Origin of the sequence: Pseudomonas sediminis (assembly GCF_002741105.1) — a bacterium.
Lineage (GTDB): Bacteria > Pseudomonadota > Gammaproteobacteria > Pseudomonadales > Pseudomonadaceae > Aquipseudomonas > Aquipseudomonas sediminis.
In genome coordinates, this window is record NZ_NIQU01000012.1 from 113,289 (window position 1) to 135,477 (window position 22,189).

Sequence of the window (22,189 nt, forward strand, 5' to 3'; positions counted from 1 at the left end):
CTCTTTCCTCACGATGAAAACGACGCGACGACCCACCGGCCGCCGCCCCAGATAGCGGGATGACACCCTACTGGATCAGGTACGCGCTGGCCAGATGAGGCTCAGTCAGCCATTCGGAGGTTAGGGGAAAGATGCAGTGCGGCAATCAGGGTGGACCGCCTGGCAGGCCAGGCGGTCCAGGTGGCGCTTAGAACGCCAGGCCTACGCGCAGGCCGACTTGCTCCTGCTTGAGCTTGCTGCGCTCGGCAACAGCACTATTGCTGTCGAGCTCATAGCGGGTCTGGGTGTAGTACAGGCTGGTGCTGATCGGCAGGCTATTGATGCCCTTGTTCCACAGCACGGTCAGCTCGCCGTAAGGATTGACCTTGTCCTTGAGGTCCACGGAGTCGCTGTCGCCATCGACCTTCAGACGCGCTTCGGAGTTGATGGAGTAGCGTGCCCCCACTTCCAGGCGCAGGGTGTAGTCAGGCGTCAGGTAGTTGTAGCCGAGGCCAGCCTTGGCGAAGGGCGACTTGCTGGTCAGCTTGACGTTGCTGTCGAGCGGGCCGACGTTGTCCTGCTCGATACGGCCCCAGTCGTAACCACCACCGACGATCACGTCGACGTAATTGTTGGTGCTCAGCGCGGCACGCAGACCGAGGTCGATGTCGGCACGTGCGGACTTGTATTCCACATCGTCCTTGTCACGGTATTGGCCTTCGATCCCCGCCTGGTAGATGAAGCCCTCCTGCCCGGTCAGCTTGTTACCGAAGTGGTAGAACAGGCCGCCCTGGTTGAGGCGCTCCTTGTCGCTTTCATCGTCCACGGTGAGCTTGTACTGGTTGTGCGAAGCGATGACACCGAAGGTCGAGATTGGGTCGGTGACCGAGTCTGCATAGGCCTGCGAGGCGCCCGCCAGGCAAAGGGCGAGTGTTGCTTTGGGGGTTATGCTGGACAGCTGCATGACGATTTCCTTGGCAATGAGTGGATAACGCCGCCCACCGGGAGGTGGGACGCAAGTACCTAGACTTGCGATGCAGGGAGTCATTCGGCAAACCTGACGAGCGGTCTCGAAACTGAACAAGCCCTGAACAGGCCTGGATCCGAGGGAGAAATGTTGACCGGATAGACAGCCCGTTTTGAGCCTCTGCGCAGAGAGAGGCGCCTTCAGTTGGCGCCTTGCGGACTCAGTCCAGCTTGACCACCTTGGCGAGGACCACCTTTGGCCCCTTCATCTTCTTGACGATGATGCGCAGGCCATCGGTTTCCAGCACTTCCTCTTCATCAGGCATGCGCTTGAGCGTCTCGTAGATCAACCCGGCGAGGGTCTCGGCCTCGATATGGTCGAGGTCGACGCCGAGCAGGCGCTCGACCTTGGCCAGCGGCGTGTCGCCGCGCACCAGCAGCTTGCCCGGCTGGTAGGCAAGAATGCCGCGCTCGGCCTTGCGGTGTTCGTCCTGAATATCGCCAACCAGCGCTTCGAGCACGTCCTCCATGGTCAGGTAGCCGATCACCTTGCCGTCGGCCTCTTCGACCAGGGCGAAGTGCGCGCCGCCCTGGCGGAACTGCTCGAGCAATTGCGACAGCGGCATGTGCCGGCTGACGCGCTCGAGCGGGTGCATCAGATCCGCCAGTTTGAGCGCCGACGGCAACATCTCCAGCAGTGACAGGTGCAACAGCAGGTCCTTGATGTGCAGCACACCGACGAACTCGCCCTTGCTCTCGTCGAAGATCGGGTAGCGGCTGTACTTGTGGCGGCGGAAGGTGGTGAACACCTGATCCAGGCTGGCATTGAGCTCGAGGAAGATCAGGTCTTCACGCGAGTTGGCCCAGTCCACCACCTCCAGCTCGCCCAGCTCGACCGCCGAAGCCAGCACGCGCAAATCCTGGTCGTTGTCGCTGGTGGCACGGCTGGAATGCAGGATCAGCTTGAGCTCTTCACGGCTGTAATGATGCTCGTGGTGCGGCCCCGGCTCGCCCTGCCCGGCGATACGCAGAATGGCGTTGGCGCTGGCGTTGAGCACGAAGATCGCCGGGTACATCAGCCAATAGAAGGCGTACAGCGGCGCGGCCGTCCACAACGACAGCAGTTCCGGTTTACGAATTGCCCAGGACTTGGGCGCCAGCTCGCCGATGACGATGTGCAGATAGGAAATGATCGAGAACGCAGTGAAGAAGGCGATGCCGTGAATCAGCTTGGGTGACTCCACGCCAACGGCTACCAGCAGCGGCGTCAGCAGCTCGGCGAAGGCCGGCTCACCGACCCAGCCAAGGCCCAGCGACGCCAGGGTGATACCCAGCTGACAGGCCGAGAGGTAGGCGTCCATCTGGTTGTGTACGGTGCGCAGAATATGTCCGCGCCAGCCATGGGCTTCGGCCAGGGCATCGACCTTGGTCGCGCGCAGACGCACGATGGCAAACTCCGCGGCGACGAAAAAGCCGTTGAGCAGAACCAGAAACAGGGCGAACAGCATGAGGCCGAAATCGGCGAAGTAGGCAGAAGCGGGGAGACTCGTGGAGGGGTCCATGAAGGTTCGGATTGGCCAAAGATCGCTAGAGGTTGGAGCTTCGCCGCGCCGAATGCAAGCACTCAGCGCGCGCGCTGCACCATCTGCGCCGGGGCGAAATGGCAGGTGAAGGTGCTGCCCTTGCCGGGAACGCTACTGATCTCCAGGTTGCCACGGTGACGCAGCAGCACATGCTTGACGATGGCCAGGCCAAGGCCAGTGCCACCGGTGTTGCTGGCGCGGCTCGAATCAACGCGATAGAAGCGCTCGGTCAACCGCGGCACGTGCTTGGCCTCGATGCCCATACCGGTATCACTGACCGACAGGTGTGCACCCTGCTCGTCACCCCACCAGCGAATGCGGATGTCGCCACCGGCCGGGGTGTACTTCACCGCATTGAACACCAGATTGGAGAAGGCGCTACGCAGCTCTGCCTCACTACCTTTGAGCTTCAGGTGCGGATCGGCCTCCAGGGTGATGCGATGCTGGTGCTCACCAGACAATGCCTGGGCATCGTTCTTGATCGACAGCAGCATCAGGTCAGCCGCCACGGGCTGATTGTCCGACGGGTAGTCGGTGGCCTCCAGCTTGGCTAGCAGGAGCAGATCGTTGAGCAGGGTCTGCATGCGCGCGCCCTGTTGCTGCATCTGCTGCAATGCGCGTAACCAGCGCGGATTGATCGCTTCGACGTTGTCCAGAAGCGTCTCCAGATAGCCGGCGATCACCGTCAGCGGCGTGCGCAGCTCGTGGGAGACGTTGGCGACGAAGTCCTTGCGCATCTGTTCCAGCTGATACAGGCGGGTGACATCACGCACCAGCAGCAGGTGCTCGCGATTACCGTAGCGGGTGATATGGAACTGCAAGCGGCGGCGATCATTGATCGGTGAAGGAATCTCCAACGCATCGGCATAGTTGCCACGCTCGAAGTACTCCTTGAAACGCGGGTCGCGCACCAGGTTGGCCAGTTGCTGGCCACTGTCCTGCGGGGTTTTCAGGCCCAGTAGCGTTTCCGCTGCACGGTTCCACCATTCCAGGTTGCCATGGCTGTCGAGCATCAGCACGGCGTCCTTGAGGGCGGCAGTGGACTCCTGCACCCGGTCGATCACCGCCTGCAAGCGGCCACGCGCCTTCTGGTTACGCCGTTGCAGGTGGTAGATGCTGTCGAACACCTCGCCCCACAGGCCGTAGCCATCCGGCGGCGGTTCGTCGGGTTTGTGCTCGCGCAGCCATTTGTGCAGGCGCAGCAACTGGCTGAGGGTCCAGCCCAGATGAATGGCCAAGCCGCCAGCCAACACCCAGGCGTACTGGCCGGTGATGAAGCCCAGCAGCAGGCAGGCACCGATCAACAGCAACAGCCGGCGCACCACGGCGCCACGCCAGTTTTGATTCACGATGGAGCGCATCCTTGTCAGAAGAGCGAGTGCGCAGAAGCACCGCGTCAGCGATCAACCTTTGGTGGAGAAACGATACCCAGTCCCGCGCACGGTTTGTACCAGGTTTTCGTAGGCATCACCGAGCGCCTTGCGCAGGCGACGAATATGCACGTCGACGGTGCGCTCCTCGACGTAGACGTTGCCGCCCCAGACCTGATCGAGCAGTTGACCACGGGTGTAGGCGCGCTCCTGATGGGTCATGAAGAACTGCAGCAGACGGTATTCGGTCGGGCCCATCTCGGCAGGTTTGCCGTCTATGGTCACGCGGTGGCTGATCGGGTCGAGCAGCAGGCCACCAACCTCGATCGGCGCCTCGCCATCACTTGGGCCGGCACGGCGCAGCACGGCCTTGAGGCGGGCCACCAGTTCACGCGGCGAGAAGGGCTTGGTGATGTAGTCATCGGCGCCGACTTCCAGGCCCTGGATCTTGTTGTCCTCTTCGCCCTTGGCGGTGAGCATGATGATCGGGATATCGCTGGTCAGCTCGTCGCGCTTGAGCCGGCGCGCCAACTCGATGCCACTGGTGCCGGGTAGCATCCAGTCGAGCAGGATCAGATCGGGTTTACGGTCGACGATCACGGCGTGGGCCTGCTGGGTATTTTCCGCCTCCAGGCACTCGTAACCGGCCATCTCCAGGGCCACCGCAATCATCTCGCGGATCGGTGCTTCGTCATCGACGATCAGGATGTTCTTGCCAACCATGGTCCTGCCTCGGTTCGTTCAACTGTCTGCGCGCATTAGATAACGGAATTATTGCAGCGATATGACAGATGCGCGGCAGCACTTAACGCAACGCGTAATCCAGCACGATCCCGACGAAGATCGCCAGCCCCGCCCAGTGGTTGTGCAGGAAGGCGTTGAAGCACACCAATGGCTCGCGACGGCGGGTCACGTGGAACTCCCAGGCGAAGCAGGCGGCGGCCGCCAACAGGCCGAGGTGGAAGTACAGGCCCAGCTCGAAGCGCGCGCCAGCCAGCAGCAGGCAGAGCAACGCCAGCCCCTGCAGGATGGCGATGATCAGGCGGTCTGCATCACCGAACAGGATGGCCGTGGACTTCACCCCAATCTTCAGGTCGTCCTCACGGTCGGCCATGGCGTAGTAGGTATCGTAGGCCACGGTCCACAGCAGGTTGGCAATGTACAGCAGCCAGGCTTCGGGCGGCAGACTGCCGGTTTCGGCGGTGAAGGCCATCGGCATGCCCCAGGAGAAGGCCGCGCCGAGCACCACCTGCGGGTAGAAGGTGTAGCGCTTCATGAAGGGGTAGCAGGCAGCCAGGGCCAGGCCGCCGAAAGACAGCCAGATGGTGGTGGCATTGGTGAACAACACCAGCACGAAGCTCAGCGCCACCAGCACGGCGAACAGCACCAGCGCCTCGCGCGGCTTGACCTTGCCGCTGGCCAGCGGGCGCGCTTTGGTACGGCTGACGTGACCATCGAAGTTGCGGTCGGCGTAGTCGTTGATCACGCAACCGGCGGCCCGCATGAGGATCACGCCGACGACAAAAATGAACAGGTTCTTCGCGCTCGGCACGCCTTCGGCCGCTACCCACAGTGCCCACAATGTCGGCCACAACAGCAGATAAATGCCGATGGGCTTGTCCAGGCGCATCAACTGAATGAAATCCCAGGCGCGCGGGTGCAGGCGGGTGGTCGATTGCAGCAGGCGGGTGTACATCGAGGCGTCTCCGTGCAGGTTGCGCGGATTATACGAGGAAGCGTGTGTGGGAGGCGCTTTAGCGGCGATGCTCACCGCCACAAGCGGTTCAACGCGTAGAGCCTACTCGGCTTGGCTTCCTGCGTCGCTCTACCTCCTGCATCCATGCAGCGTGTAGGGCGTACTAGCGAAGCAGTACGCCATGTGCCTGACAAACAACAGGGATTAGCCTGAGTAGACAATGCTAATGCGAACGCTAGGCCTCGATGCCCGCCGCCCGCCAGAAGTCAGGCAGAAACACCTCGGCCACCAACACACCGAGCGCACCCCGGCTGAAGCACGAACGCCGCGCCCACAGGCGCTCTTCGCACACCTCCTGCGGCAGCCAGGCAGCTGGATAACGGCAGGCTTGCAACTCACCCCGATCAAAGGCCCGGTCACTGAACAGCAGCTCGCCCAGCGAGCGACTGCCCAGCTCGGCCAGATTCAAGCCGGAACCTTCCAGCGCACTGCGCGCGGCAACGCTACGGGCGAATACCCAGGCTTGCCCACGGCCACGCAGGTACACCTCGCGCACCCAACCCTGGCTGCCATCGGCCACGCCGAGCAGTGCGCACTCGTCACTGCGCAGGCGCTGCCAACCCTCCTGCAGCGGCGTCACCGAGAAGCCGTCGTCGGATAGCGCGGTCAGGCGCCGGGTCAGCGAATCCTCGTTGAATAGCCAGTCGCGCACGCCGGCACAAGGCTGCGGATGCAACTGGGCATTGGTGAGCCAGCGCGGCGGATGGGTGAGAGCGGCGTGAGGCACGGCAAGAAGTCACTACAGATCGGAAGCGCGCGAGTCTAGCACGGCGCGATAGTCGCTTTTTGCACACGAAGGCAGTCGCCGCTGAAGCGCCTCCCACAGTGCAGCCCTCGACTCAGATGCTGGCAATCGCCCATGTGGGAGGGGCGTTAGCCGCAACTCAATACGGCTGCGGCGCGTACAACTGCGCCGAGCCCGGCTCGCCGAGCAGCTGTTCGAGAATCTCGTGGTGCATGGCCAGCAGCTTGCCGTTGCGCTCATTGAGGCGTTTGCACTGGCCGGCCAGTTGGCCGAGTTGCTCCCAGATATGGGCGAGGTGATTGCGCTGAGCCTGTGGATAACGCGTCAGCAGCTTCTGCATGGCGCTGTTGCCGCTGCCCAGCTGAAAGGCTGCCAGCACCTTGCTTCGCCGTTCGGCGCGGGCCTTGGCCTGGTCGACCAGCGGCAGGATCTGCTCGTTGAGCAGATCGATCTGCTGACTGTCACGCTTGAGCAACTGCTGATACAGCTCCTGCATCAACCCGCGCAGAACCAGGTAGTCGGCGCAGTCCTGTTCCAGGTCCTGCTCGACGACCAGCAGCAGCTGTTGCTCACGCGTGGTGGTCACGCATCGCTACCGCTGTGATAGGTCAGCATGCTGCCGGCCAGCGCGGCCGGATCGCTGCTCAGTTCACCGCGGGCCAGCGCCGCCTTGAGCTGGGCAACCTTGTCCAGGTCGACTTCGGGGAGGCTGCGCAAGGCGTCTTGCAGCTGCTCCAGACTCGGCTCCTGGCTGACGCTCGCACGGGCATTGCCGCTCGACTGCGCACGGGCGCTCTGTACCTGTGCCGGAGCGTCGCTGGCCGGGTTAAGGCTGGGCTTGAGATGCCTGCTGATTTCCATGATTCGAATCCAACTCGCGTGGTGTTATGGCCTAAGAGCGACCGGGCGCGGCAAGAACTTAAACGCGTCGTGCAAAATTAACCGACCTGGGCTCGCCACCAGGCCTGCGCGGCCAGGCCATCCTGGATCTTCTGCTCCTGACGGGCAAGCAGATCCTGCCACTCGCCCATCTTGCCCTCGAGAAACTGAGTGATGACCTTCTCGCTGCGCATCGCCGCCAGCAGCTCGCCCTGAATACGCGTCAGGTTCTGCTCGGCCAGCGCCAGCTCGCGGCGCTGCAGTTCGACCATCTTGTACAGCGTCGCCTTGTAGCGCTGCTGGTTGTCGCGCTGCAGCGGCGTGGTCATGGGTACGCTGAAACCGCACAAGCGACTTAGCCCGGTGATGTTGTTGCGATAACGCTGACACAGGTTCTGCTGATAACTCACGCGCCCAAGCATCTGCTGCACGCGGTTGCCACGCAGGCTGGCCAGACGGCCAAGCACTTCCAGCTGTTCTTTCATTTGATGATGCTCTGCAAGGTGGCGATGCTGGCGCCGAGCTCGGCGCCGCTGCCGACCTCCTGACGCAGGAAGCGTTCGAGACTGGGCGCCAGCTGCACGGCGCGGTCGGTCTTGGCATCCATGCCCGGCGTGTAGCCGCCGAGCGGGATCAGCTCCTTGATCTTCTCGAAGGTGCTGTAGAACTCTTTGAACTGCCGCCCAGCCGCCAGATGTGCCGCCTCGCCGACCTGGCTCATGCAGCGGCTGACCGACGCGGAAATGTCGATGGCCGGGTAGTGGCCGACATCGGCCAGGCGCCGTGACAGCACGATATGGCCGTCGAGAATCGCCCGCGCGCAATCGACGATCGGGTCCTGATGGTCGTCGCCTTCGGCCAGCACGGTGTAGATGGCACTCAGGCTGCCACTGCCGCTCTCACCGTTGCCGGCGCTCTCCACCAGCTCCGGCAGCATGCCGAACACCGACGGCGGATAGCCCTTGGTCGCCGGCGGCTCACCGAGGGCCAGGGCGATCTCGCGCTGGGCCATGGCGTAGCGGGTCAGCGAGTCGACCAGCAGCAGCACGTCCTGGCCCTGATCGCGAAAATAGGCGGCGATGCTGTGGCACAGCTCGGTGGCCTTCAGACGCATCAGCGGTGATTCGTTGGCTGGCGCCACCACCACTACGGCCTTGCGCAGTCCTTCTTCGCCAAGGGAGTGCAGGATGAACTCCTGCACCTCACGCCCGCGCTCGCCGATCAGCCCGACCACCACCACGTCGGCCTTGGTCTGCCGGGTAATCATCCCCAGCAGTACGCTCTTTCCCACCCCGGAGCCGGCGAACAGGCCGACGCGCTGCCCTTTGCCGAGGGTCAGCAGGCCATTGATGGCGCGCACGCCAACATCCAGCGCGGCCTCAACCGGACGACGGCGGAGCGGGTTGACCCTGGGCAGTTCGATCGGCAATGGGTCGCGCCCACTCAACTTGCCACGCTCATCCAGCGGCTCGCCAAGACCGTTGACCACGCGCCCTAACCAGGACTCGTCGATCTGCAGCAGCGCTTCGTCCTTGGCCGGGAACACCCGCGAGCCAGCGGCCAGGCCGACCGGCTTCTTGAACGGCATCAGGTAGGTGATATCGCGGTTGAAGCCGACCACCTGAGCATCCAGCAGGCTGCCATCGGCCTGCTCGACGCGACAGCGCTGGCCGGTGCTGCGCTGGCAGCCGAGGCTCTCCAGCAGCATGCCCGAGACCCGCACCAGGCGCCCGGCGACCTTGGCCAGTTGCACGCCATCGAGCGAGCGCAGCGCTTCGTCGAGCTTGTAATCGAGCATTCGCTCAGGCCTCAGTCAGATGCAGGTGTTCGGCCAGGGTGTCGATGCAGGCATCCAGACGCTGCTGGCAACCGATGTCAGCCTCGGCCTGCGGCGTGACCACACGGCACTCGCCCAGCGCCAGGCGCTCGTCGGCCACCAGCTTCCAGTTCGCCGCACGCTCCGGCGCCAGCGCCTTGATCCGCGCGTATTCTTCAGGGCTGAGCAATACCTGCACGTCCTCGGGCTCGCCCGGCATGCTGGTCAGCGCCTCCTCGACCAGTGCCAACAACTGGGTCGGGTGCAGCGTGAGTTCGCAGCGGATCACCTGCTGCGAAACCTTCTTAACCAGCTCCAGCAATTCCTGACGACGCTTGTGCTCCAGCTCGCCAAGGTACTGCTCGACCTTCTCGCTGATCTGCTGCAGCGGCTGCGCGGCCAGCTCGAACTCACGGCGTCCCTCATTGCGGCCCTCGTCTCGCCCGAGCTTCAGCCCTTCGTCGCGGCCCTGCTCGAAGCCAGCCTGACGCCCGGCCTCCTCGCCCTGCTGCAAGCCGTCCTGATAGCCCTTCTCGATGCCCTGCTGAAAGCCGTCGGCCATGGCCCGCTGCAGGCCGGCAGCATCGCCGCTCCAATCCATTGCTGGTTGGCTGCTGCGCGGGGGGAAGCGATAGGCGCGCCACGGGCGGGCGTCGCCGCTGATCACCTTGACCGTCATCTCATTCCACCGTCTGTTCGCGGAACAACTGCACCTGCAGCTCGCCACTGGCCGACATTTCGCGCACCACCGCCATGATGTCCTTGCGCACCTGCTCGACGCGGCTCAATGGCACCGGGCCCTGGCGCCGGTTGATCGACTCCATCTGCTGCGCCTGGCGCTTGGGCATGGCACCGGTGATAGCGCGCACCAGCTCGGGCTCGGCACCCTTGAGCGCGACTACCCACTCTTCCAGCGGCACAGCTTCGAGCAGCGCCTGCAGCACGTCCTGGTTCTGCCGCGAGAGGATGAAGAAGTCGTACATTTCATCCTCGATGCGCTCGACCAGTTGATCGTCATGGGCGCGCAGCAGCTCGAACATCTGCCCGCGATCACCCTTGAAGCGGTTCATGATGTCCGCCGCCTGCTTGACCCCGCGTACCTGCGAACCCTGGGTGCTGAGCACGGCCAGGCTGCGCTCGATCAACTGCTCCAGCTCGGCGATGACGTCGCTGTTGACCTCGTTGAGGTTGGCGATGCGATACAGCAGCTCGTCCTGGCGCTCCTTGGGCATGCATTCGAGCACCTCGCTGGCCATGCCCGGCGGCAGGAAAGCGAGGAACACCGCCTGCATCTGCGCATGCTCCTTGGCGATCAGCGCGGCGAACTGCTTGGGGTCGAGCCACTCCATCTTGGCCATCTTGGCGCGGATCTCCTCGCCGTAGATGCTGTCGAGCAGCGAGCGGGTGATTTCGCTGCCCAGCGCCTTGCTGAGCATGCCGTCGAGGTAGCCACGCGAGGCGCCCTTGATGCTGCTCTGCTCCTTGTAGTCCTCGAAGAAGCGGCCGATGACGTCGGAAACCATTGGCTGCTTGACGTTGGACAACCGCGCCATCGCCTGGCTGATGCTGACGATCTCCTCGCGTGAGAAGTGCCTGAGCACGCCGGCAGAAATCTCGTCACCCATGCTCAGCATGAGAATAGCGGCCTGCTCGGAGGTACTCAGCGAGCGCTTCTGCACGCGCAAGCGCATTTCCTTGGCGGTGGAACCACCGCGGCCGTCAGGCTGGGTTGAGGTCTCGTTCATTACGCCCTATCCACTGTTTGATGACTTCCGAGACACGCTCGGGATCGTTCTTGGCCAGCATCTGCAGGTGTTCGATCTGTAGCTCCAGACCCGAGCCGGGCGCCGGCAGGCGAATCTCCGACAAAGGGTTGAGTTCGCCGAGCACGGTTGCACCTGGCGTATCGTCGCCAACACGCGCCAGCAGGCGTTCGGCTGCGCGCTCGGCGTGCAGCGCCAGTTGGTCCTCGCCCCCGAGCGCCACAGTCGCGTCAGGCTGGCTGCGCTGGCTCAGGCTACGCACCGCCGGGCGCACCACCATCAGCAACAGCAGCAGGCTGATCAGGGCGAACACTCCGAGCTTGGCCAGGTCGTGCACCTTGGCGTTTTCCCACCAGGGCAGCAGTTCGTCGCCGACACCGCCGATACCGGCATCGGTGAAGGGGAAGACGCTCAGCGTCAGCAGATCACCGCGTGCCTGGTTGAAGCCCACCGCGCTCTTGACCATCGCCGCAAGCTCCTCGCGCGCCTCGGGTGTCCAGCCACCCTCTGGCGCCACGGCGGCATTGAGCACCACGGCGATGCTCTGCTGACGCAGGCTGAAGGGCGCGTGTTTGACGTGAGTGACGCTCTGGTCGTAATCCAGCTGACGATTGGACTCCTTGCGCAGCGAGGTCGCTGCCTGGTTGCCATTTTCGGCCTGAGCCCCCGCCTGCGTCTGATCGGCAGGCGGCTCCGGCGCGGGCTGCGGCGGCCGGTTGGCCAGCGATCCGGGAACGCCGAGGGCTAACTGGTCGAGCACGCTCTCGTCGCGCAGCACTTCATTGCGCAAGCGCGGCGTCTCGCCGTAGGACTGGAAAGTCTCTTCCTTCTGACTGAAGTCGATGTCAGCCGACACGCTGATGCGATAGTTACCACCACCGAGCACCGGCGCCAGCACCGCCTCGGCGTTGGCCACGGCCTTGCTCTGGTAGTCGTCGACCACCTGCCAGTTCTGCACCGGGCCACCCAGCGTGTCTATGCCGCGCGACAGCAGTGCACCGTACTGGTCGACCACCTGGACATTGCCGGCATCGAGCTGCGGCACGCTGCCAGCCACCAGATTGACGATGGCGCTGACCTGTTCCGGCGCCAGCTTGTAGCCAGGCGCCAGCTGCAGCATCACCGAAGCCTTGCCCGGCTCACGCTTGCCGACCACGAAGGAGCTGCTCTCCTGCAGCGCCAGGTGTACCCGCGCGCCCTCCACGCCCTTGAGCGCCATCACCGTACGCGCCAGCTCGCCCTCCAGGCTGCGCTTGAGGCGCACATCCTGGACGAACTGACTGGTGCCCAGCGGCTCATCCTTGTCGAACAGCTCATAGCCGGCCGGTACCTTGACCTGCACGCCCTTGACCGCCAACAACATGCGCGCGCGGCCAAGCTGGTCCTCGCGCACCAGCACCTGACCGCTCTGCGGATGCAGGCGGTAGCTGATCGCATCACCGTCGAGCACCTGCATCACCTCGGCGGCCGGATAGGCTTCGCCGCTGCCATACAGTGGGCGGAACGAGCCCTGGTCGCGCCAGAGGTAGAACACCACACCAACCGCCAGCAAGGCGGCGATCAGCGCGAGGCCGATCAGAGTCATGCGTGGATCGAGTTTAAGCCCCTGTTCAGGCAGCTTGCTTCTTATGGTCTGCAGCACGCGTCAGCCCCCGATCCGCTTACAGCGGCATCTTCATGATGTCGTCGAAAGCGCTGGATAGCTTGTTGCGCACCTGCATCAACGCGCTGAACGACACACTGGCTTTCTGGCTCTCGATCATCGCTCCCACCAGGTCATCGCTCTGCCCGCTGTCCACGGCTGCCATCAGCTCCCCGGAACGATGCTGCTGCGCGTCCACTGCGCGCACCGCATTGTCGAAAGCAGCGGCGAAACCCGGCTCGCCTGGCTGCACGGCGAATGCCTGTGCGGGCTTGATCGGCGTCGCTTCGCTGAGACTTTTAAGTTGCTCCATGCGGCCCAGCAGGTCCTGCTGCACCTGGCTAATCGAATTCATCCTTTGCTTCTCCTAGACGGGAATCTGAACGCCCTGCTCGCGCATGGCGTTGAGGCGATAGCGCAGTGCGCGCGGTGTCATGCCAAGGCTTTCGGCGGCCTTGGTCTTGTGCCCGCCGAAACGGCGGATGGTGTCGATCACATGTTGGTACTCGGCCCATTTGCCGCTCGCGCGCAAGGCTGCCTTGCCGCCCTCGAGCGCCTGCGGCTGCAGACGTGGCGCCTGCTCTGCCGCGCTGCTCACGGGGACGCTGAGGCCCAGGTCCTGAGCCTGGATATACAGACCATTGCGCAGAATCAGCGCGCGCTGCAGGCAGTTCTCCAGCTCGCGCACATTGCCCGGCCAGTCATGCGCCAGCAGCGCGCGACAGGCATCTTCGGTGAGCAGTTCGTGGCGCGCGTCCTGCGGCGCGTACTGGCGAATGAAGCGACGCGCCAAGGCCAGCACGTCTTCCTTGCGCTCACGCAGCGGGCTGATATGCAGCGGCAGTACATCGAGACGGAACATCAGGTCGGCGCGGAAACGGCCCTCGGCCACTTCCTGCTGCAAATCACGGTTGGTGGCGGCGATGATGCGCACGTCCAGGGCGATTTCACGGCGCCCGCCCAGACGCTCGACGCGCTGCTCCTGCAACACGCGCAACAGCTTGGCCTGCAGGCCCAGCGGCAGTTCACCGATCTCGTCGAGCAACAGCGTGCCGCCATTGGCCAGTTCGAACTTGCCTGGCTGAGCGCTAACTGCGCCGGTGAAGGCACCCTTTTCATGGCCGAAGAGAATGGATTCGAGCATCTGCTCGGGGATCGCCGCGCAGTTCACGGCGATGAAGGGCGCATCATCCTGCGCGGAAAAGCGGTGGATGTAGCGGGCCATCAGCTCCTTGCCGGTGCCGGTCTCGCCGGTGATCAGAATGGGCGCGCGAGTCATGGCCACACGCTGGGCCATGGCCAGCAAACGGCGACCAGCCTGCGAGCAGGAAACGAATCCTTCTTCGCCAGCGCTGGCCGATTCCTGACGACGCAGCAGCGCACTGAGCTGGGCTTCGCTGAAAGGTGCCAGGAGGTAGTCGACACAGCCCAGTTCGAGCAATGCTGCAGCTTTCTCCTGGTCGGCGTATTCCACGACCGGCACCACACCCACGCGACCAACCTGGCGCAGGATGGCGCCTACCTGTGCATAAAGGGTGTTGCCCGCCAGGCTGCTGACGAACACCAATACCAGGCTGGCACTTTCCAGTGCGCGCGGGTCGAGCGCCAGGCAGCTGGCGAAGCGCCGTACCTGAAAGCCCTGGCGCAGCAGACCACCGGTCAACAGGCGCTCGCTGGCCGCATCGGCCTGACCGATCACCACTATATGTTGCTGCCCCAGCTGTTCATTGAACAACTCGTCGCAGGCGTAACTTACCGTTTGAGTTGAGTGCTTCAAGGTAAATCACCCGATGTCTTTCATGAGCCCGGCGGCGGCATTCGACCCTGCGTCTAAAACTGCCAAGTAGATGGCAGATTTTTTTCACCTGGCCCCTTAATCTTTCGAAACTTTCCGTCGCTTGTATTGGTCAACTTAGGCAGTACTTGTCCGCACTCCCTATATACGCGCAACGGATCACAGCGCGAACGTTAACAAGCGCACAGAAATCCGCCGAATTACTTGTTGTTATTTCCTATCAACACCGGCAAGCCGCCATCAAAAACAGCATTTGATATCTATTGATTTAATTTCTCGCCCTCCCTCGGCCTAGACTTCTCCTAGTCATCACGGGCCTGTGCGCTTTTCCCGGATGAATTCGACGCCATGGCCAAGGCACTGTCGCCAACGCCCGCCGGCATATCAAAACGTCCTCTGCACGCCCATCGAATGCACTCGATGGTGCACGCGCAGTTACAACCAGGAATACAGCCCACAACATGACCGGGATTAAAAAAGTCCTTCATGGCGTGCCCGCCGACAGTCTGACCCGGTTGAAACCGCAGAAACTTGGCCGGCATTACCACAAGATTCCCCACTATATTCGCGAGCTCTCCAGTAAGTACCCGCGAATTATCAGTGACTACTTTCTGCGTAACTATCGGATCAATCTTGAACTGCTGCGAGTCGATGTTCACGAACAGGTGAATAAAGATGCCGAGTGCCTGTATCGCTCGACGCTGGGCAAGGTCGGTTTCGCCATGGACCGCGCCCTGCTCACCGAAGCGCTGGAGTGTTACTACGGCGGCACTTGTCTGCCCAACCATGAAGCGCCGCCAGTGAGTACCTCTGAACAACGCATGCGCACGCGCCTGGGTCTGGACGTGACCCAGTTGTTCGCCCGCTCGATTCTCGCCGGCCAGACCTTCGGCAAGCTCGAGCCTTACGACAACACCTATGAAGAAGCAGCCTGGGAGTACGTGGCGGAGTTCCACTTCACCAGCCATATCACCGGCAGCCAGGCGTCGATCTTCATCTACCTGGATACGCAGCTGGCGGATGAGCTGACCAGTCGCCTTACGTCCCCGGCACCGATGACTCAGGGCGGCAACTCGCTCAACCAGATTCGCCAGTTACCGGTGCGCCTGGACTGCGTGGTAGCCAGCCTGCAAATGCCTCTGTCGCAAGTGCTTGCCCTGCGCCCCGGCGACATCCTGCCGATGCGCCTGCTGGAGCGCTGCGATGTACAGATCAACCAGCAGAAGCTGTTTCGCGGCGCCATCTTCGAAGACGACGGCTCCTTGTTCCTGACTTCTCTTGAGAGCGTGAAGACCCCATGAGCAGCCCCATTTCCGATAACGATTTCGACAGCCTGATCAACGACGCCGGCCTCAATCTCGATGAGACCGTCAGCGACTCTGCTCCAGAGCCAACGCCGGCCAGCCTGCCGCAGCAGGACCTGAGTTTCTTCGGCAAGATCCCGGTGAACGTCACCCTGGAAGTTGCCTCCACCGAGATCACCCTCAAGGAGCTGATGGACGTCGATGCCGGCAGCGTGATCGCCCTCGACAAGCTGGCCGGCGAGCCGCTGGACGTGAAGGTCAACGGCGCGCTATTCGCCAAGGCCGAGGTGGTGGTGATGAACGGCAACTACGGCCTGCGCATCGTCGAGTTGTCGGGCAGCGGCCTCAGCGGGCTGGGCGTGTGATGCTGCGCCGTCTGCTGCAATCCGGCCTGCTGCTGGCAGCCCTGTGCTGCCCGTTGCTGGCCCAGGCGGCCGGCGGCGACATCACCCTGTTCAACTTCAACGACAGCGAAGACGGCCAGACCCTGAGCGTCAAGCTGCAGATCCTGCTGATCATGACGCTGCTGGGCTTCCTGCCGGCGATGTTGATGATGATGACCTGCTTCACCCGCTTCATCATCGTCCTGGCCATACTGCGCCAGGCCATCGGCCTGCAGCAAAGCCCGCCCAACCCGGTGCTGATTGGTATCGCCCTGTGCCTGACCCTGCTGGTGATGCGCCCAGTGTGGCAAGAGATGTACACCGAGGCCTACGTGCCTTTCGAGGCCGACCAGATCAGCCTCGAACAGGGCCTGGGCGAAGGCAAACGCATCATCAGCCAGTTCATGCTGGCGCAGACCAGCAAGAACTCTCTGGAAACCCTGGTCGCCCTGGCCGGCGAAGAGCTGCCCGAGGACCTCGCCCAGCTGGACTTCTCCCTGCTGCTGCCAGCCTTCGTGCTCAGCGAGCTGAAAACCGCCTTTCAACTCGGCTTCATGATCTTCGTACCCTTTCTGGTGATCGACCTGGTGGTGGCCAGCGTACTGATGGCGATGGGCATGATGATGCTCTCGCCGATGATGATCTCGCTACCGTTCAAATTGATGATCTTCGTCCTGGTCGATGGCTGGACGCTGCTGGTCGGCACCCTCACCACCAGCATTCAGCCCTATTAGCGAGGCTTCGCGATGCTCACGCCCGAACACGCCGCCGAGCTGGTGGCTCATGCGGTCTATATCACCGGCATCATCGTCTGCGTACTGGTGGTACCGAGCCTGCTCGGTGGCCTGCTGGTGAGCATTTTCCAGGCGGCGACGCAGATCAACGAGCAGATGCTCAGCTTCCTCCCGCGCCTGCTGATCACCCTGGCCATGCTGCTGTTCGCCGGCCACTGGATCCTGCGCACATTGGGGGATCTGTTCATCGAAACCTTCAAGCAGGCCGGTCACCTGGTGGGCTGAAGCATGTCCGAACCCGTGCTGCATGCCAGCCAGTATCTGACCAGCCTGCAGGCTTACTGGTGGCCGTTCTGCCGCATCGTTGCCCTGCTCAGCATGGCGCCGCTGTTCAATCATAAGGCGGTGTCGATACGCGTGCGTATTCTCCTCGCTCTGGCCCTGACCATCGCCCTTGGCGCCGCCCTACCGGACATGCCCGAAATCGACCCGCTGTCACTGAAAGGGCTGATGACAGCAATGGAGCAGATCGCCTTCGGCGTACTGCTGGGGCTGACCCTGCAACTGGTCTTCACCATCTTCATGCTGGTCGGTGAAGTGGTGTCGACGCAGATGGGCATGAGCATGGCGCGCTACAACGACCCGGTGAATGGCGTGTCGTCGTCTTCGATCATCTACCAGCTGTACTTCATCCTGCTGGTGCTGCTGTTCTTCGCCATCGACGGCCACCTAGTCACTGTCAGTGTGCTGTATCAGAGCTTCCTGTTCTGGCCGGTCGGCAACGGCCTGCATTACCTGGGCGCGCAGAGCTTCATCCAGGCATTCTCCTGGGTGCTGGCAGCGGCCGTACTGGTGACCCTGCCAGTGGTGTTCTGCCTGACCCTGGTGCAATTCTGCTTCGGCCTGCTAAACCGAATTTCACCTGCCATGAACCTGTTCTCCCTGGGCTTTCCCATCAGCATTCTGATGGGCCTGCTGTGCATCTATCTGACCCTGCCCAACCTGCCCGACAGCTACCTGCACCTGACCCGCGAGCTGCTCAACGGCATCGGCGTGATTCTGCGCGAGGGCGGCAATGTCTGAGCAGAACAGCGGCCAGGAGAAAACGGAAGAAGCCTCCGCGCACAAACTGAAGAAGAGCAAGGATGACGGCCAGGTTGCGCGCTCCAAGGATCTGTCGACCACCATCTCGCTGATCGCCACCCTGTTCATTCTCAAGTTCAGCGCCGGGCTGTTCCTCGAAGGGCTCAATGACAGCTTCCGCCTGTCATACATCCAGTTCGGCCACAGCGAGATCGGCCTGGATGATCTGGACACCCTGCTTGGCTACAACATGCTGGTGTTCATCAAGCTGCTGTCTCCCCTGCTGCTCACCTCTTTGCTGGTGGTGACGCTGTCGTTGGTGCCGGGCGGCTGGGTGTTTTCCGCGAAAAATTTTGCACCGAAATTCAGCAAGCTCAATCCCATCACCGGCCTGGGAAGAATCTTCTCGGCGCAGAACTGGAGTGAATTGCTCAAGTCGGTGCTCAAGGTGCTGGTACTGCTCGGCGTTGGCTATGTTCTGGTGCGCGCGGCCCTGCCGGACCTGATCGCCCTGCAGCGCAGCAGCGTGTTCGAGGCGATCTCGGCAGCCCTGAATCTGACCTTCAACCTGACCCTGTGCCTGATGCTGATCTTCGTGGTGTTCTCCTTCATCGACATCCCGCTGCAGCGCTACTTCTTCCTCAAGAAGATGCGCATGACCAAGCAGGAGCGCAAGGAGGAGCACAAGAACCAGGAGGGTCGCCCCGAGGTCAAGGCGCGCATCAAGCAGCTGCAACGGCAGATGCTACAACGGCAGATCAGCAAGGTTATCAAGAACGCCGACGTGGTCATCGTCAACCCGACGCACTATGCCGTGGCACTCAAGTACGACACCAAGAAGGCCGCGGCGCCGTTCGTGTTGGCCAAGGGCGTCGATGAAACCGCGCTCTACATGCGCCAGATGGCCAAGAAGCATGAGCTCGAGGTGGTGGAAATCCCACCACTGGCACGCGCCATCTACTTCACCACACAGATCAACCAGCAGATCCCGGCCCCGCTGTATACAGCCGTGGCCCATGTGCTGACCTACATCCTGCAGCTCAGGGCCTGGCGCCAGGGGCGCAGAAGCAAGCCAGAACTGGCGAGCAACCTCCCGATTCCCGACAGCTTGGCCAACAGGGGCTGATTCATGAACCTACTGCAGCAACTCGCGCCCACCTTCCGCAGCGGCCGCATCGGTATTCCGGTGCTGATCCTGTCGATCCTGGCCATGGTCATCCTGCCGCTGCCACCCGTGCTGCTCGATGCCCTGTTCACCTTCAACATCGCCATGGCCATCCTGGTGCTGTTGGTCAGTGTGTCGTCGAAGAGTCCGCTGGATTTTTCCCTGTTTCCCACGGTGATCCTCATCACCACATTGCTACGCCTGTGCCTGAACGTCGCCTCGACCCGCGTGGTACTACTTGAGGGCCATACCGGCACCGGCGCGGCGGGCAAGGTGATTGAGTCGTTCGGCGAGGTGGTGATCGGCGGCAACTTCATCGTCGGCCTGGTGGTGTTCGTGATCCTGATGATCATCAACTTCATCGTCGTCACCAAGGGCGGCGAGCGAATCTCCGAGGTAACCGCACGCTTCACCCTCGATGCATTGCCGGGCAAGCAGATGGCCATCGATGCCGACCTCAACGCCGGCTTGATCGAGCAGCACGAAGCCAAGCGTCGCCGCGCCGAAGTGGCCAAGGAAGCCGACTTTTACGGGGCCATGGACGGCGCCTCGAAATTCGTCCGTGGTGATGCCATCGCCGGCATCCTGATCCTGTTGATCAACCTGTTCGGCGGCTTCGCCATCGGCCTGTTCGTCTACGACCTGGGCGCAGGCCAGGCCTTCCAGCAGTACGCCCTGCTGACCATCGGTGATGGCCTGGTGGCACAGATCCCGGCGCTGCTGCTGTCCACGGCGGCAGCGATAATCGTCACGCGGATCAACGAATCCTCGGAGATTACCGACCAGGTACACCGCCAGTTGCTGGCCCAGCCGGCACTGCTCTATACCGTGGCCGGTATTCTCTTCACCCTGGCACTGGTGCCCGGCATGCCGCACCTGGCGTTTATCAGCTTCGCCGCGCTGGTGGCGTTCATTGCCTGGATGATTTCGCGCAATGGCCCGCCCAAGGAAGCCGCCAGCCTCGAACAGGTCGAGGCATTGGGTAAGGCGATGGAGCAGGAACGTGCGCAGAACATGGTGTGGGAGGACATCCCGCTGGTCGAGCGTCTGTCCGTGTCGCTGGGCTACAAATTGGTCGGTCTGGTCAACGAAGCCGCCGGTGCGCCGCTGACCCAACGCGTGCGCGGCGTCCGCCAGACCCTGTCGGAAAGCCTGGGTTTCCTGCTGCCGGAAGTGCATATCCGCGACAGCCTGCGCCTGAAAGCCTCGCAGTACAGTATCCAGATCAATGGCGAGAAGATCGACAGCGCCGAGCTGCATGCCGATCGCATGATGGCTATCCCGTCACCAGAGCTCTATGGCGAGATCGACGGCATTCTCGGCGTCGACCCGGCCTACCGCATGCAGGTCGTGTGGATTCAGCCGGAGGACAAGGCTCGTGCGCTGAATCTCGGCTACCAGGTGATCGACTGTGCCAGCGTCATCGCCACGCACCTGAACAAGGTGATCCGTGAGCATCTACCCGATGTGTTCAAGCACGACGACGTCGATCATCTGATGCAACGCCTGCAGGTGCAGGCGCCGAAACTGGCCGAGAGCCTGAAGAACCAGCTCAGCTATACCCAGCAACACCGCGTCTACCGCCAGCTGTTGCAAGAGCAGGTGCCACTCAAGGACATCGTCACCATCGCTACCACGTTGCTGGAAGCCAGCGAGTCGACCAAGGACCCAGTACTGCTGGCCTCGGACGTGCGCTACGCGCTGCGCCGCAGCATTGTCGGCATGATCGCCGGCGAGCGTCAGGAGCTGTCGGTGTTCATTCTCGAAAACGCCCTTGAGAACACCCTGCTCAATGCCCTGGCCATCGCCCAGCAGGCCGGGCCGGTAAGCCTCGACAACATTCCGGTGGAACCCAGCCTGCTCAACCAGTTGCAGAACACCATGCCGGTGGTGAAAGAGAAGCTGCGCAAGGATGGCCATCCACCGGTCCTTACCGTGATGCCGCAGCTACGTCCGCTGCTGGCACGATACGCGCGGGTATTCAGCCCTGGCCTGCATGTACTATCGCAGAACGAAATCCCGGACCGAGTGGGCGTTAGTATCCTCGGTACGCTGGGCTGACTGGCAAAGGTTTCAACACCCTGATGGATGCACTCCTCGCATCCATCATCCCAACCTCATAAGAAGATTGCGCGTCAGGACGATTCTTCATCGCCCTGCCATCCCTCCTGCCTAAGCCTTTCCTTGCGCACTTTACGCATGCTTTCGATCAGCCGGACGTACTCGGCCGTCTCGTCCTGCAAGGCCAGCCCGGCTTCGAAGAAGCCCGTGCGGGTATTCTCCTGCGACCACTGACAGACCATATCCACATCCACCTGACGCATCTCTCCCTGACGATCACGCATGCGCACGCGCAGCTTCAGTTCACTTCCGGGCTCCACCGGTGTATCGCCCAGTAGTTTCATCCCGCACTCGGAAACATCGCCCGCATAGCCGATCAGCGTGTCGCTTTCGCGATCGCTGATCTTGATGCGGAAGGTAGAGCGGAAGGTGATACGACTCGATTGACGCATAGGAGAATGCCTTAGTGCTCGCCACGCCTGGTTGGATCGCAAGGATCAGGAGTTATCAATCGAGATCATTCAGAAGGAAGTCGCGCATTGATGGCCTGTGATTCATCAGAACAAGACGACCATAGCGAGCAAACTCTTAAATCCGAGGCGAGCGCTGATGCCCCGTAGGAGCGAGCTCTGCTCGCGAAGCTACGTAGGGTGCGGTGACCGCCCCCTATGCGATGGCCTGGGCGTGTTTTCCGCGCCGCAAAGAAGAAACCCCAGACCGCGTGTGCGATCTGGGGTTTCGTATAGGAGCTTGACGATGTTCCGGCCGGCGCTCCGGCGGCCGGCGCCCCGGGACTCTCACCGGCACGCACCATTTTTTGCGCAGATAGAAGAACGCCCAGTCTGCTTGCGCAAACTGGGCGTTCGTATAGGAGCTTGACGATGACCTACTCTCACATGGTGAAGCACCACACTACCATCGGCGATGCGTCGTTTCACTACTGAGTTCGGGATGGGATCAGGTGGTTCCAACGCTCTATGGTCGTCAAGCAATTCGGTTGGGATGTCGTCGTGAGACGCTATCCCTTGGATACGTGATAGATGATTTGTAGTTCTTGCAAATTTTCGGCTTTCTGTCGACTTCACCATCGACACCCTCTGCTTTGAGGGCAGATTGTTTGGGTGTTATATGGTCAAGCCTCACGGGCAATTAGTATTGGTTAGCT

Annotated in this window: 23 protein-coding genes and 1 rRNA gene; 7 read left to right on the top strand and 17 right to left on the bottom strand. The window is 62.2% G+C overall.

Translation table 11 applies throughout. The features are described from left to right. Window positions 1–187 precede the first annotated feature (187 nt). The 15 genes from CDO35_RS22160 to CDO35_RS22230 all read right to left on the bottom strand — a co-directional run bounded on the left by CDO35_RS22160 (window position 188) and on the right by CDO35_RS22230 (window position 14,276). Complete coding sequence (locus CDO35_RS22160; protein ID WP_045735547.1) at window positions 188–943, bottom strand: outer membrane beta-barrel protein; 756 nt, start codon at window positions 941–943, stop codon at window positions 188–190. Window positions 944–1,166: 223 nt separating this feature from the next. After that, on the bottom strand, window positions 1,167–2,507 hold the full coding sequence (locus CDO35_RS22165) for a hemolysin family protein (RefSeq protein WP_099526729.1): 1,341 nt from the start codon (window positions 2,505–2,507) through the stop codon (window positions 1,167–1,169). 62 nt (window positions 2,508–2,569) lie between these two features. Further along, the gene (phoR, locus tag CDO35_RS22170) at window positions 2,570–3,889 is read right to left on the bottom strand and encodes a phosphate regulon sensor histidine kinase PhoR (protein ID WP_099526730.1); all 1,320 of its coding nucleotides are present in this window, start codon (window positions 3,887–3,889) and stop codon (window positions 2,570–2,572) included. Between the two features lie 42 nt (window positions 3,890–3,931). Continuing rightward, on the bottom strand, window positions 3,932–4,621 hold the full coding sequence (gene phoB / locus CDO35_RS22175; protein WP_024310067.1) for a phosphate regulon transcriptional regulator PhoB: 690 nt from the start codon (window positions 4,619–4,621) through the stop codon (window positions 3,932–3,934). 82 nt (window positions 4,622–4,703) lie between these two features. Then, entirely contained in the window at window positions 4,704–5,594 is an 891-nt protein-coding gene (ubiA, locus tag CDO35_RS22180) for a 4-hydroxybenzoate octaprenyltransferase (protein WP_099526731.1), read from the bottom strand. A gap of 235 nt (window positions 5,595–5,829) precedes the next feature. Further along, entirely contained in the window at window positions 5,830–6,381 is a 552-nt protein-coding gene (locus tag CDO35_RS22185; RefSeq protein WP_099526732.1) for a chorismate--pyruvate lyase family protein, read from the bottom strand. 157 nt (window positions 6,382–6,538) lie between these two features. Next, window positions 6,539–6,985, bottom strand: coding sequence for a flagellar export chaperone FlgN (flgN, locus tag CDO35_RS22190; RefSeq protein WP_099526733.1), 447 nt, complete (start codon window positions 6,983–6,985; stop codon window positions 6,539–6,541). Then, complete coding sequence (flgM, locus tag CDO35_RS22195) at window positions 6,982–7,260, bottom strand: flagellar biosynthesis anti-sigma factor FlgM (protein WP_021490727.1); 279 nt, start codon at window positions 7,258–7,260, stop codon at window positions 6,982–6,984. Before flgM ends, flgN begins: the two co-directional genes overlap by 4 nt. Window positions 7,261–7,337: 77 nt before the next feature. Beyond that, window positions 7,338–7,763 carry a flagellar FliJ family protein gene (locus CDO35_RS22200; RefSeq protein ID WP_099526734.1) on the bottom strand — a complete coding sequence of 142 codons (426 nt, stop codon included), beginning with the start codon at window positions 7,761–7,763 and terminating at the stop codon, window positions 7,338–7,340. Further along, on the bottom strand, window positions 7,760–9,076 hold the full coding sequence (fliI, locus tag CDO35_RS22205; RefSeq protein WP_099526735.1) for a flagellar protein export ATPase FliI: 1,317 nt from the start codon (window positions 9,074–9,076) through the stop codon (window positions 7,760–7,762). Before fliI ends, CDO35_RS22200 begins: the two co-directional genes overlap by 4 nt. A gap of 4 nt (window positions 9,077–9,080) precedes the next feature. Then, window positions 9,081–9,773, bottom strand: a complete 693-nt coding sequence (gene fliH, locus CDO35_RS22210; protein ID WP_099526736.1) for a flagellar assembly protein FliH — start codon at window positions 9,771–9,773, stop codon at window positions 9,081–9,083. A 1-nt stretch (window position 9,774) separates the two neighbouring features. Further along, the gene (locus CDO35_RS22215; RefSeq protein WP_045735559.1) at window positions 9,775–10,839 is read right to left on the bottom strand and encodes a FliG C-terminal domain-containing protein; all 1,065 of its coding nucleotides are present in this window, start codon (window positions 10,837–10,839) and stop codon (window positions 9,775–9,777) included. After that, entirely contained in the window at window positions 10,814–12,499 is a 1,686-nt protein-coding gene (fliF, locus tag CDO35_RS22220; protein ID WP_099526737.1) for a flagellar basal-body MS-ring/collar protein FliF, read from the bottom strand. Before fliF ends, CDO35_RS22215 begins: the two co-directional genes overlap by 26 nt. Before the next feature lie 19 nt (window positions 12,500–12,518). After that, a complete protein-coding gene (gene fliE / locus CDO35_RS22225; RefSeq protein ID WP_074918704.1) occupies window positions 12,519–12,854 on the bottom strand; it encodes a flagellar hook-basal body complex protein FliE in 336 nt (111 codons plus the stop codon). 12 nt (window positions 12,855–12,866) lie between these two features. Beyond that, window positions 12,867–14,276, bottom strand: coding sequence for a sigma-54 interaction domain-containing protein (locus tag CDO35_RS22230; protein WP_099526738.1), 1,410 nt, complete (start codon window positions 14,274–14,276; stop codon window positions 12,867–12,869). Window positions 14,277–14,755: 479 nt separating this feature from the next. Between CDO35_RS22230 and CDO35_RS22235 the strand changes: the two genes are divergently transcribed. From CDO35_RS22235 to flhA, 7 genes are read left to right on the top strand one after another with little or no spacing between them, the layout of a single operon-like run. Beyond that, complete coding sequence (locus tag CDO35_RS22235) at window positions 14,756–15,595, top strand: FliM/FliN family flagellar motor switch protein (RefSeq protein WP_099526739.1); 840 nt, start codon at window positions 14,756–14,758, stop codon at window positions 15,593–15,595. After that, window positions 15,592–15,963: a flagellar motor switch protein FliN gene (gene fliN, locus CDO35_RS22240; protein WP_099526740.1), complete on the top strand. Its 372-nt coding sequence runs from the start codon at window positions 15,592–15,594 to the stop codon at window positions 15,961–15,963. Before CDO35_RS22235 ends, fliN begins: the two co-directional genes overlap by 4 nt. Then, window positions 15,963–16,715, top strand: coding sequence for a flagellar type III secretion system pore protein FliP (gene fliP, locus CDO35_RS22245; protein WP_099526741.1), 753 nt, complete (start codon window positions 15,963–15,965; stop codon window positions 16,713–16,715). Before fliN ends, fliP begins: the two co-directional genes overlap by 1 nt. A 12-nt stretch (window positions 16,716–16,727) precedes the next feature. Continuing rightward, on the top strand, window positions 16,728–17,000 hold the full coding sequence (locus tag CDO35_RS22250) for a flagellar biosynthetic protein FliQ (RefSeq protein ID WP_017676096.1): 273 nt from the start codon (window positions 16,728–16,730) through the stop codon (window positions 16,998–17,000). A gap of 3 nt (window positions 17,001–17,003) precedes the next feature. Then, entirely contained in the window at window positions 17,004–17,798 is a 795-nt protein-coding gene (fliR, locus tag CDO35_RS22255) for a flagellar biosynthetic protein FliR (protein ID WP_099526742.1), read from the top strand. Continuing rightward, window positions 17,791–18,924, top strand: coding sequence for a flagellar biosynthesis protein FlhB (gene flhB / locus CDO35_RS22260; protein WP_099526743.1), 1,134 nt, complete (start codon window positions 17,791–17,793; stop codon window positions 18,922–18,924). Before fliR ends, flhB begins: the two co-directional genes overlap by 8 nt. A gap of 3 nt (window positions 18,925–18,927) precedes the next feature. Continuing rightward, window positions 18,928–21,024: a flagellar biosynthesis protein FlhA gene (gene flhA, locus CDO35_RS22265; protein WP_099526744.1), complete on the top strand. Its 2,097-nt coding sequence runs from the start codon at window positions 18,928–18,930 to the stop codon at window positions 21,022–21,024. A gap of 74 nt (window positions 21,025–21,098) precedes the next feature. On the opposite strand, the gene CDO35_RS22270 is transcribed toward flhA, so the two are convergent. Together CDO35_RS22270 and rrf are read right to left on the bottom strand one after the other, a co-directional pair. Then, window positions 21,099–21,476, bottom strand: coding sequence for a PilZ domain-containing protein (locus CDO35_RS22270; RefSeq protein WP_099526745.1), 378 nt, complete (start codon window positions 21,474–21,476; stop codon window positions 21,099–21,101). A 421-nt stretch (window positions 21,477–21,897) separates the two neighbouring features. Next, window positions 21,898–22,013: ribosomal RNA gene (gene rrf / locus CDO35_RS22275) — 5S ribosomal RNA — on the bottom strand. Window positions 22,014–22,189: the final 176 nt, after the last annotated feature.

Bases quoted from the DNA above. Each gene is read 5' to 3' on its own strand.
- CDO35_RS22160 (WP_045735547.1), bottom strand. From the start codon at position 943: ATGCAGCTGTCCAGCATAACCCCCAAAGCAACACTCGCCCTTTGCCTG.
- CDO35_RS22165 (WP_099526729.1), bottom strand. From the start codon at position 2,507: ATGGACCCCTCCACGAGTCTCCCCGCTTCTGCCTACTTCGCCGATTTC.
- phoR (WP_099526730.1), bottom strand. From the start codon at position 3,889: ATGCGCTCCATCGTGAATCAAAACTGGCGTGGCGCCGTGGTGCGCCGG.
- phoB (WP_024310067.1), bottom strand. From the start codon at position 4,621: ATGGTTGGCAAGAACATCCTGATCGTCGATGACGAAGCACCGATCCGC.
- ubiA (WP_099526731.1), bottom strand. From the start codon at position 5,594: ATGTACACCCGCCTGCTGCAATCGACCACCCGCCTGCACCCGCGCGCC.
- flgM (WP_021490727.1), bottom strand. From the start codon at position 7,260: ATGGAAATCAGCAGGCATCTCAAGCCCAGCCTTAACCCGGCCAGCGAC.
- CDO35_RS22200 (WP_099526734.1), bottom strand. From the start codon at position 7,763: ATGAAAGAACAGCTGGAAGTGCTTGGCCGTCTGGCCAGCCTGCGTGGC.
- fliI (WP_099526735.1), bottom strand. From the start codon at position 9,076: ATGCTCGATTACAAGCTCGACGAAGCGCTGCGCTCGCTCGATGGCGTG.
- fliH (WP_099526736.1), bottom strand. From the start codon at position 9,773: ATGACGGTCAAGGTGATCAGCGGCGACGCCCGCCCGTGGCGCGCCTAT.
- CDO35_RS22215 (WP_045735559.1), bottom strand. From the start codon at position 10,839: ATGAACGAGACCTCAACCCAGCCTGACGGCCGCGGTGGTTCCACCGCC.
- fliE (WP_074918704.1), bottom strand. From the start codon at position 12,854: ATGAATTCGATTAGCCAGGTGCAGCAGGACCTGCTGGGCCGCATGGAG.
- CDO35_RS22235 (WP_099526739.1), top strand. From the start codon at position 14,756: ATGACCGGGATTAAAAAAGTCCTTCATGGCGTGCCCGCCGACAGTCTG.
- fliN (WP_099526740.1), top strand. From the start codon at position 15,592: ATGAGCAGCCCCATTTCCGATAACGATTTCGACAGCCTGATCAACGAC.
- fliP (WP_099526741.1), top strand. From the start codon at position 15,963: ATGCTGCGCCGTCTGCTGCAATCCGGCCTGCTGCTGGCAGCCCTGTGC.
- CDO35_RS22250 (WP_017676096.1), top strand. From the start codon at position 16,728: ATGCTCACGCCCGAACACGCCGCCGAGCTGGTGGCTCATGCGGTCTAT.
- fliR (WP_099526742.1), top strand. From the start codon at position 17,004: ATGTCCGAACCCGTGCTGCATGCCAGCCAGTATCTGACCAGCCTGCAG.
- flhB (WP_099526743.1), top strand. From the start codon at position 17,791: ATGTCTGAGCAGAACAGCGGCCAGGAGAAAACGGAAGAAGCCTCCGCG.
- flhA (WP_099526744.1), top strand. From the start codon at position 18,928: ATGAACCTACTGCAGCAACTCGCGCCCACCTTCCGCAGCGGCCGCATC.
- CDO35_RS22270 (WP_099526745.1), bottom strand. From the start codon at position 21,476: ATGCGTCAATCGAGTCGTATCACCTTCCGCTCTACCTTCCGCATCAAG.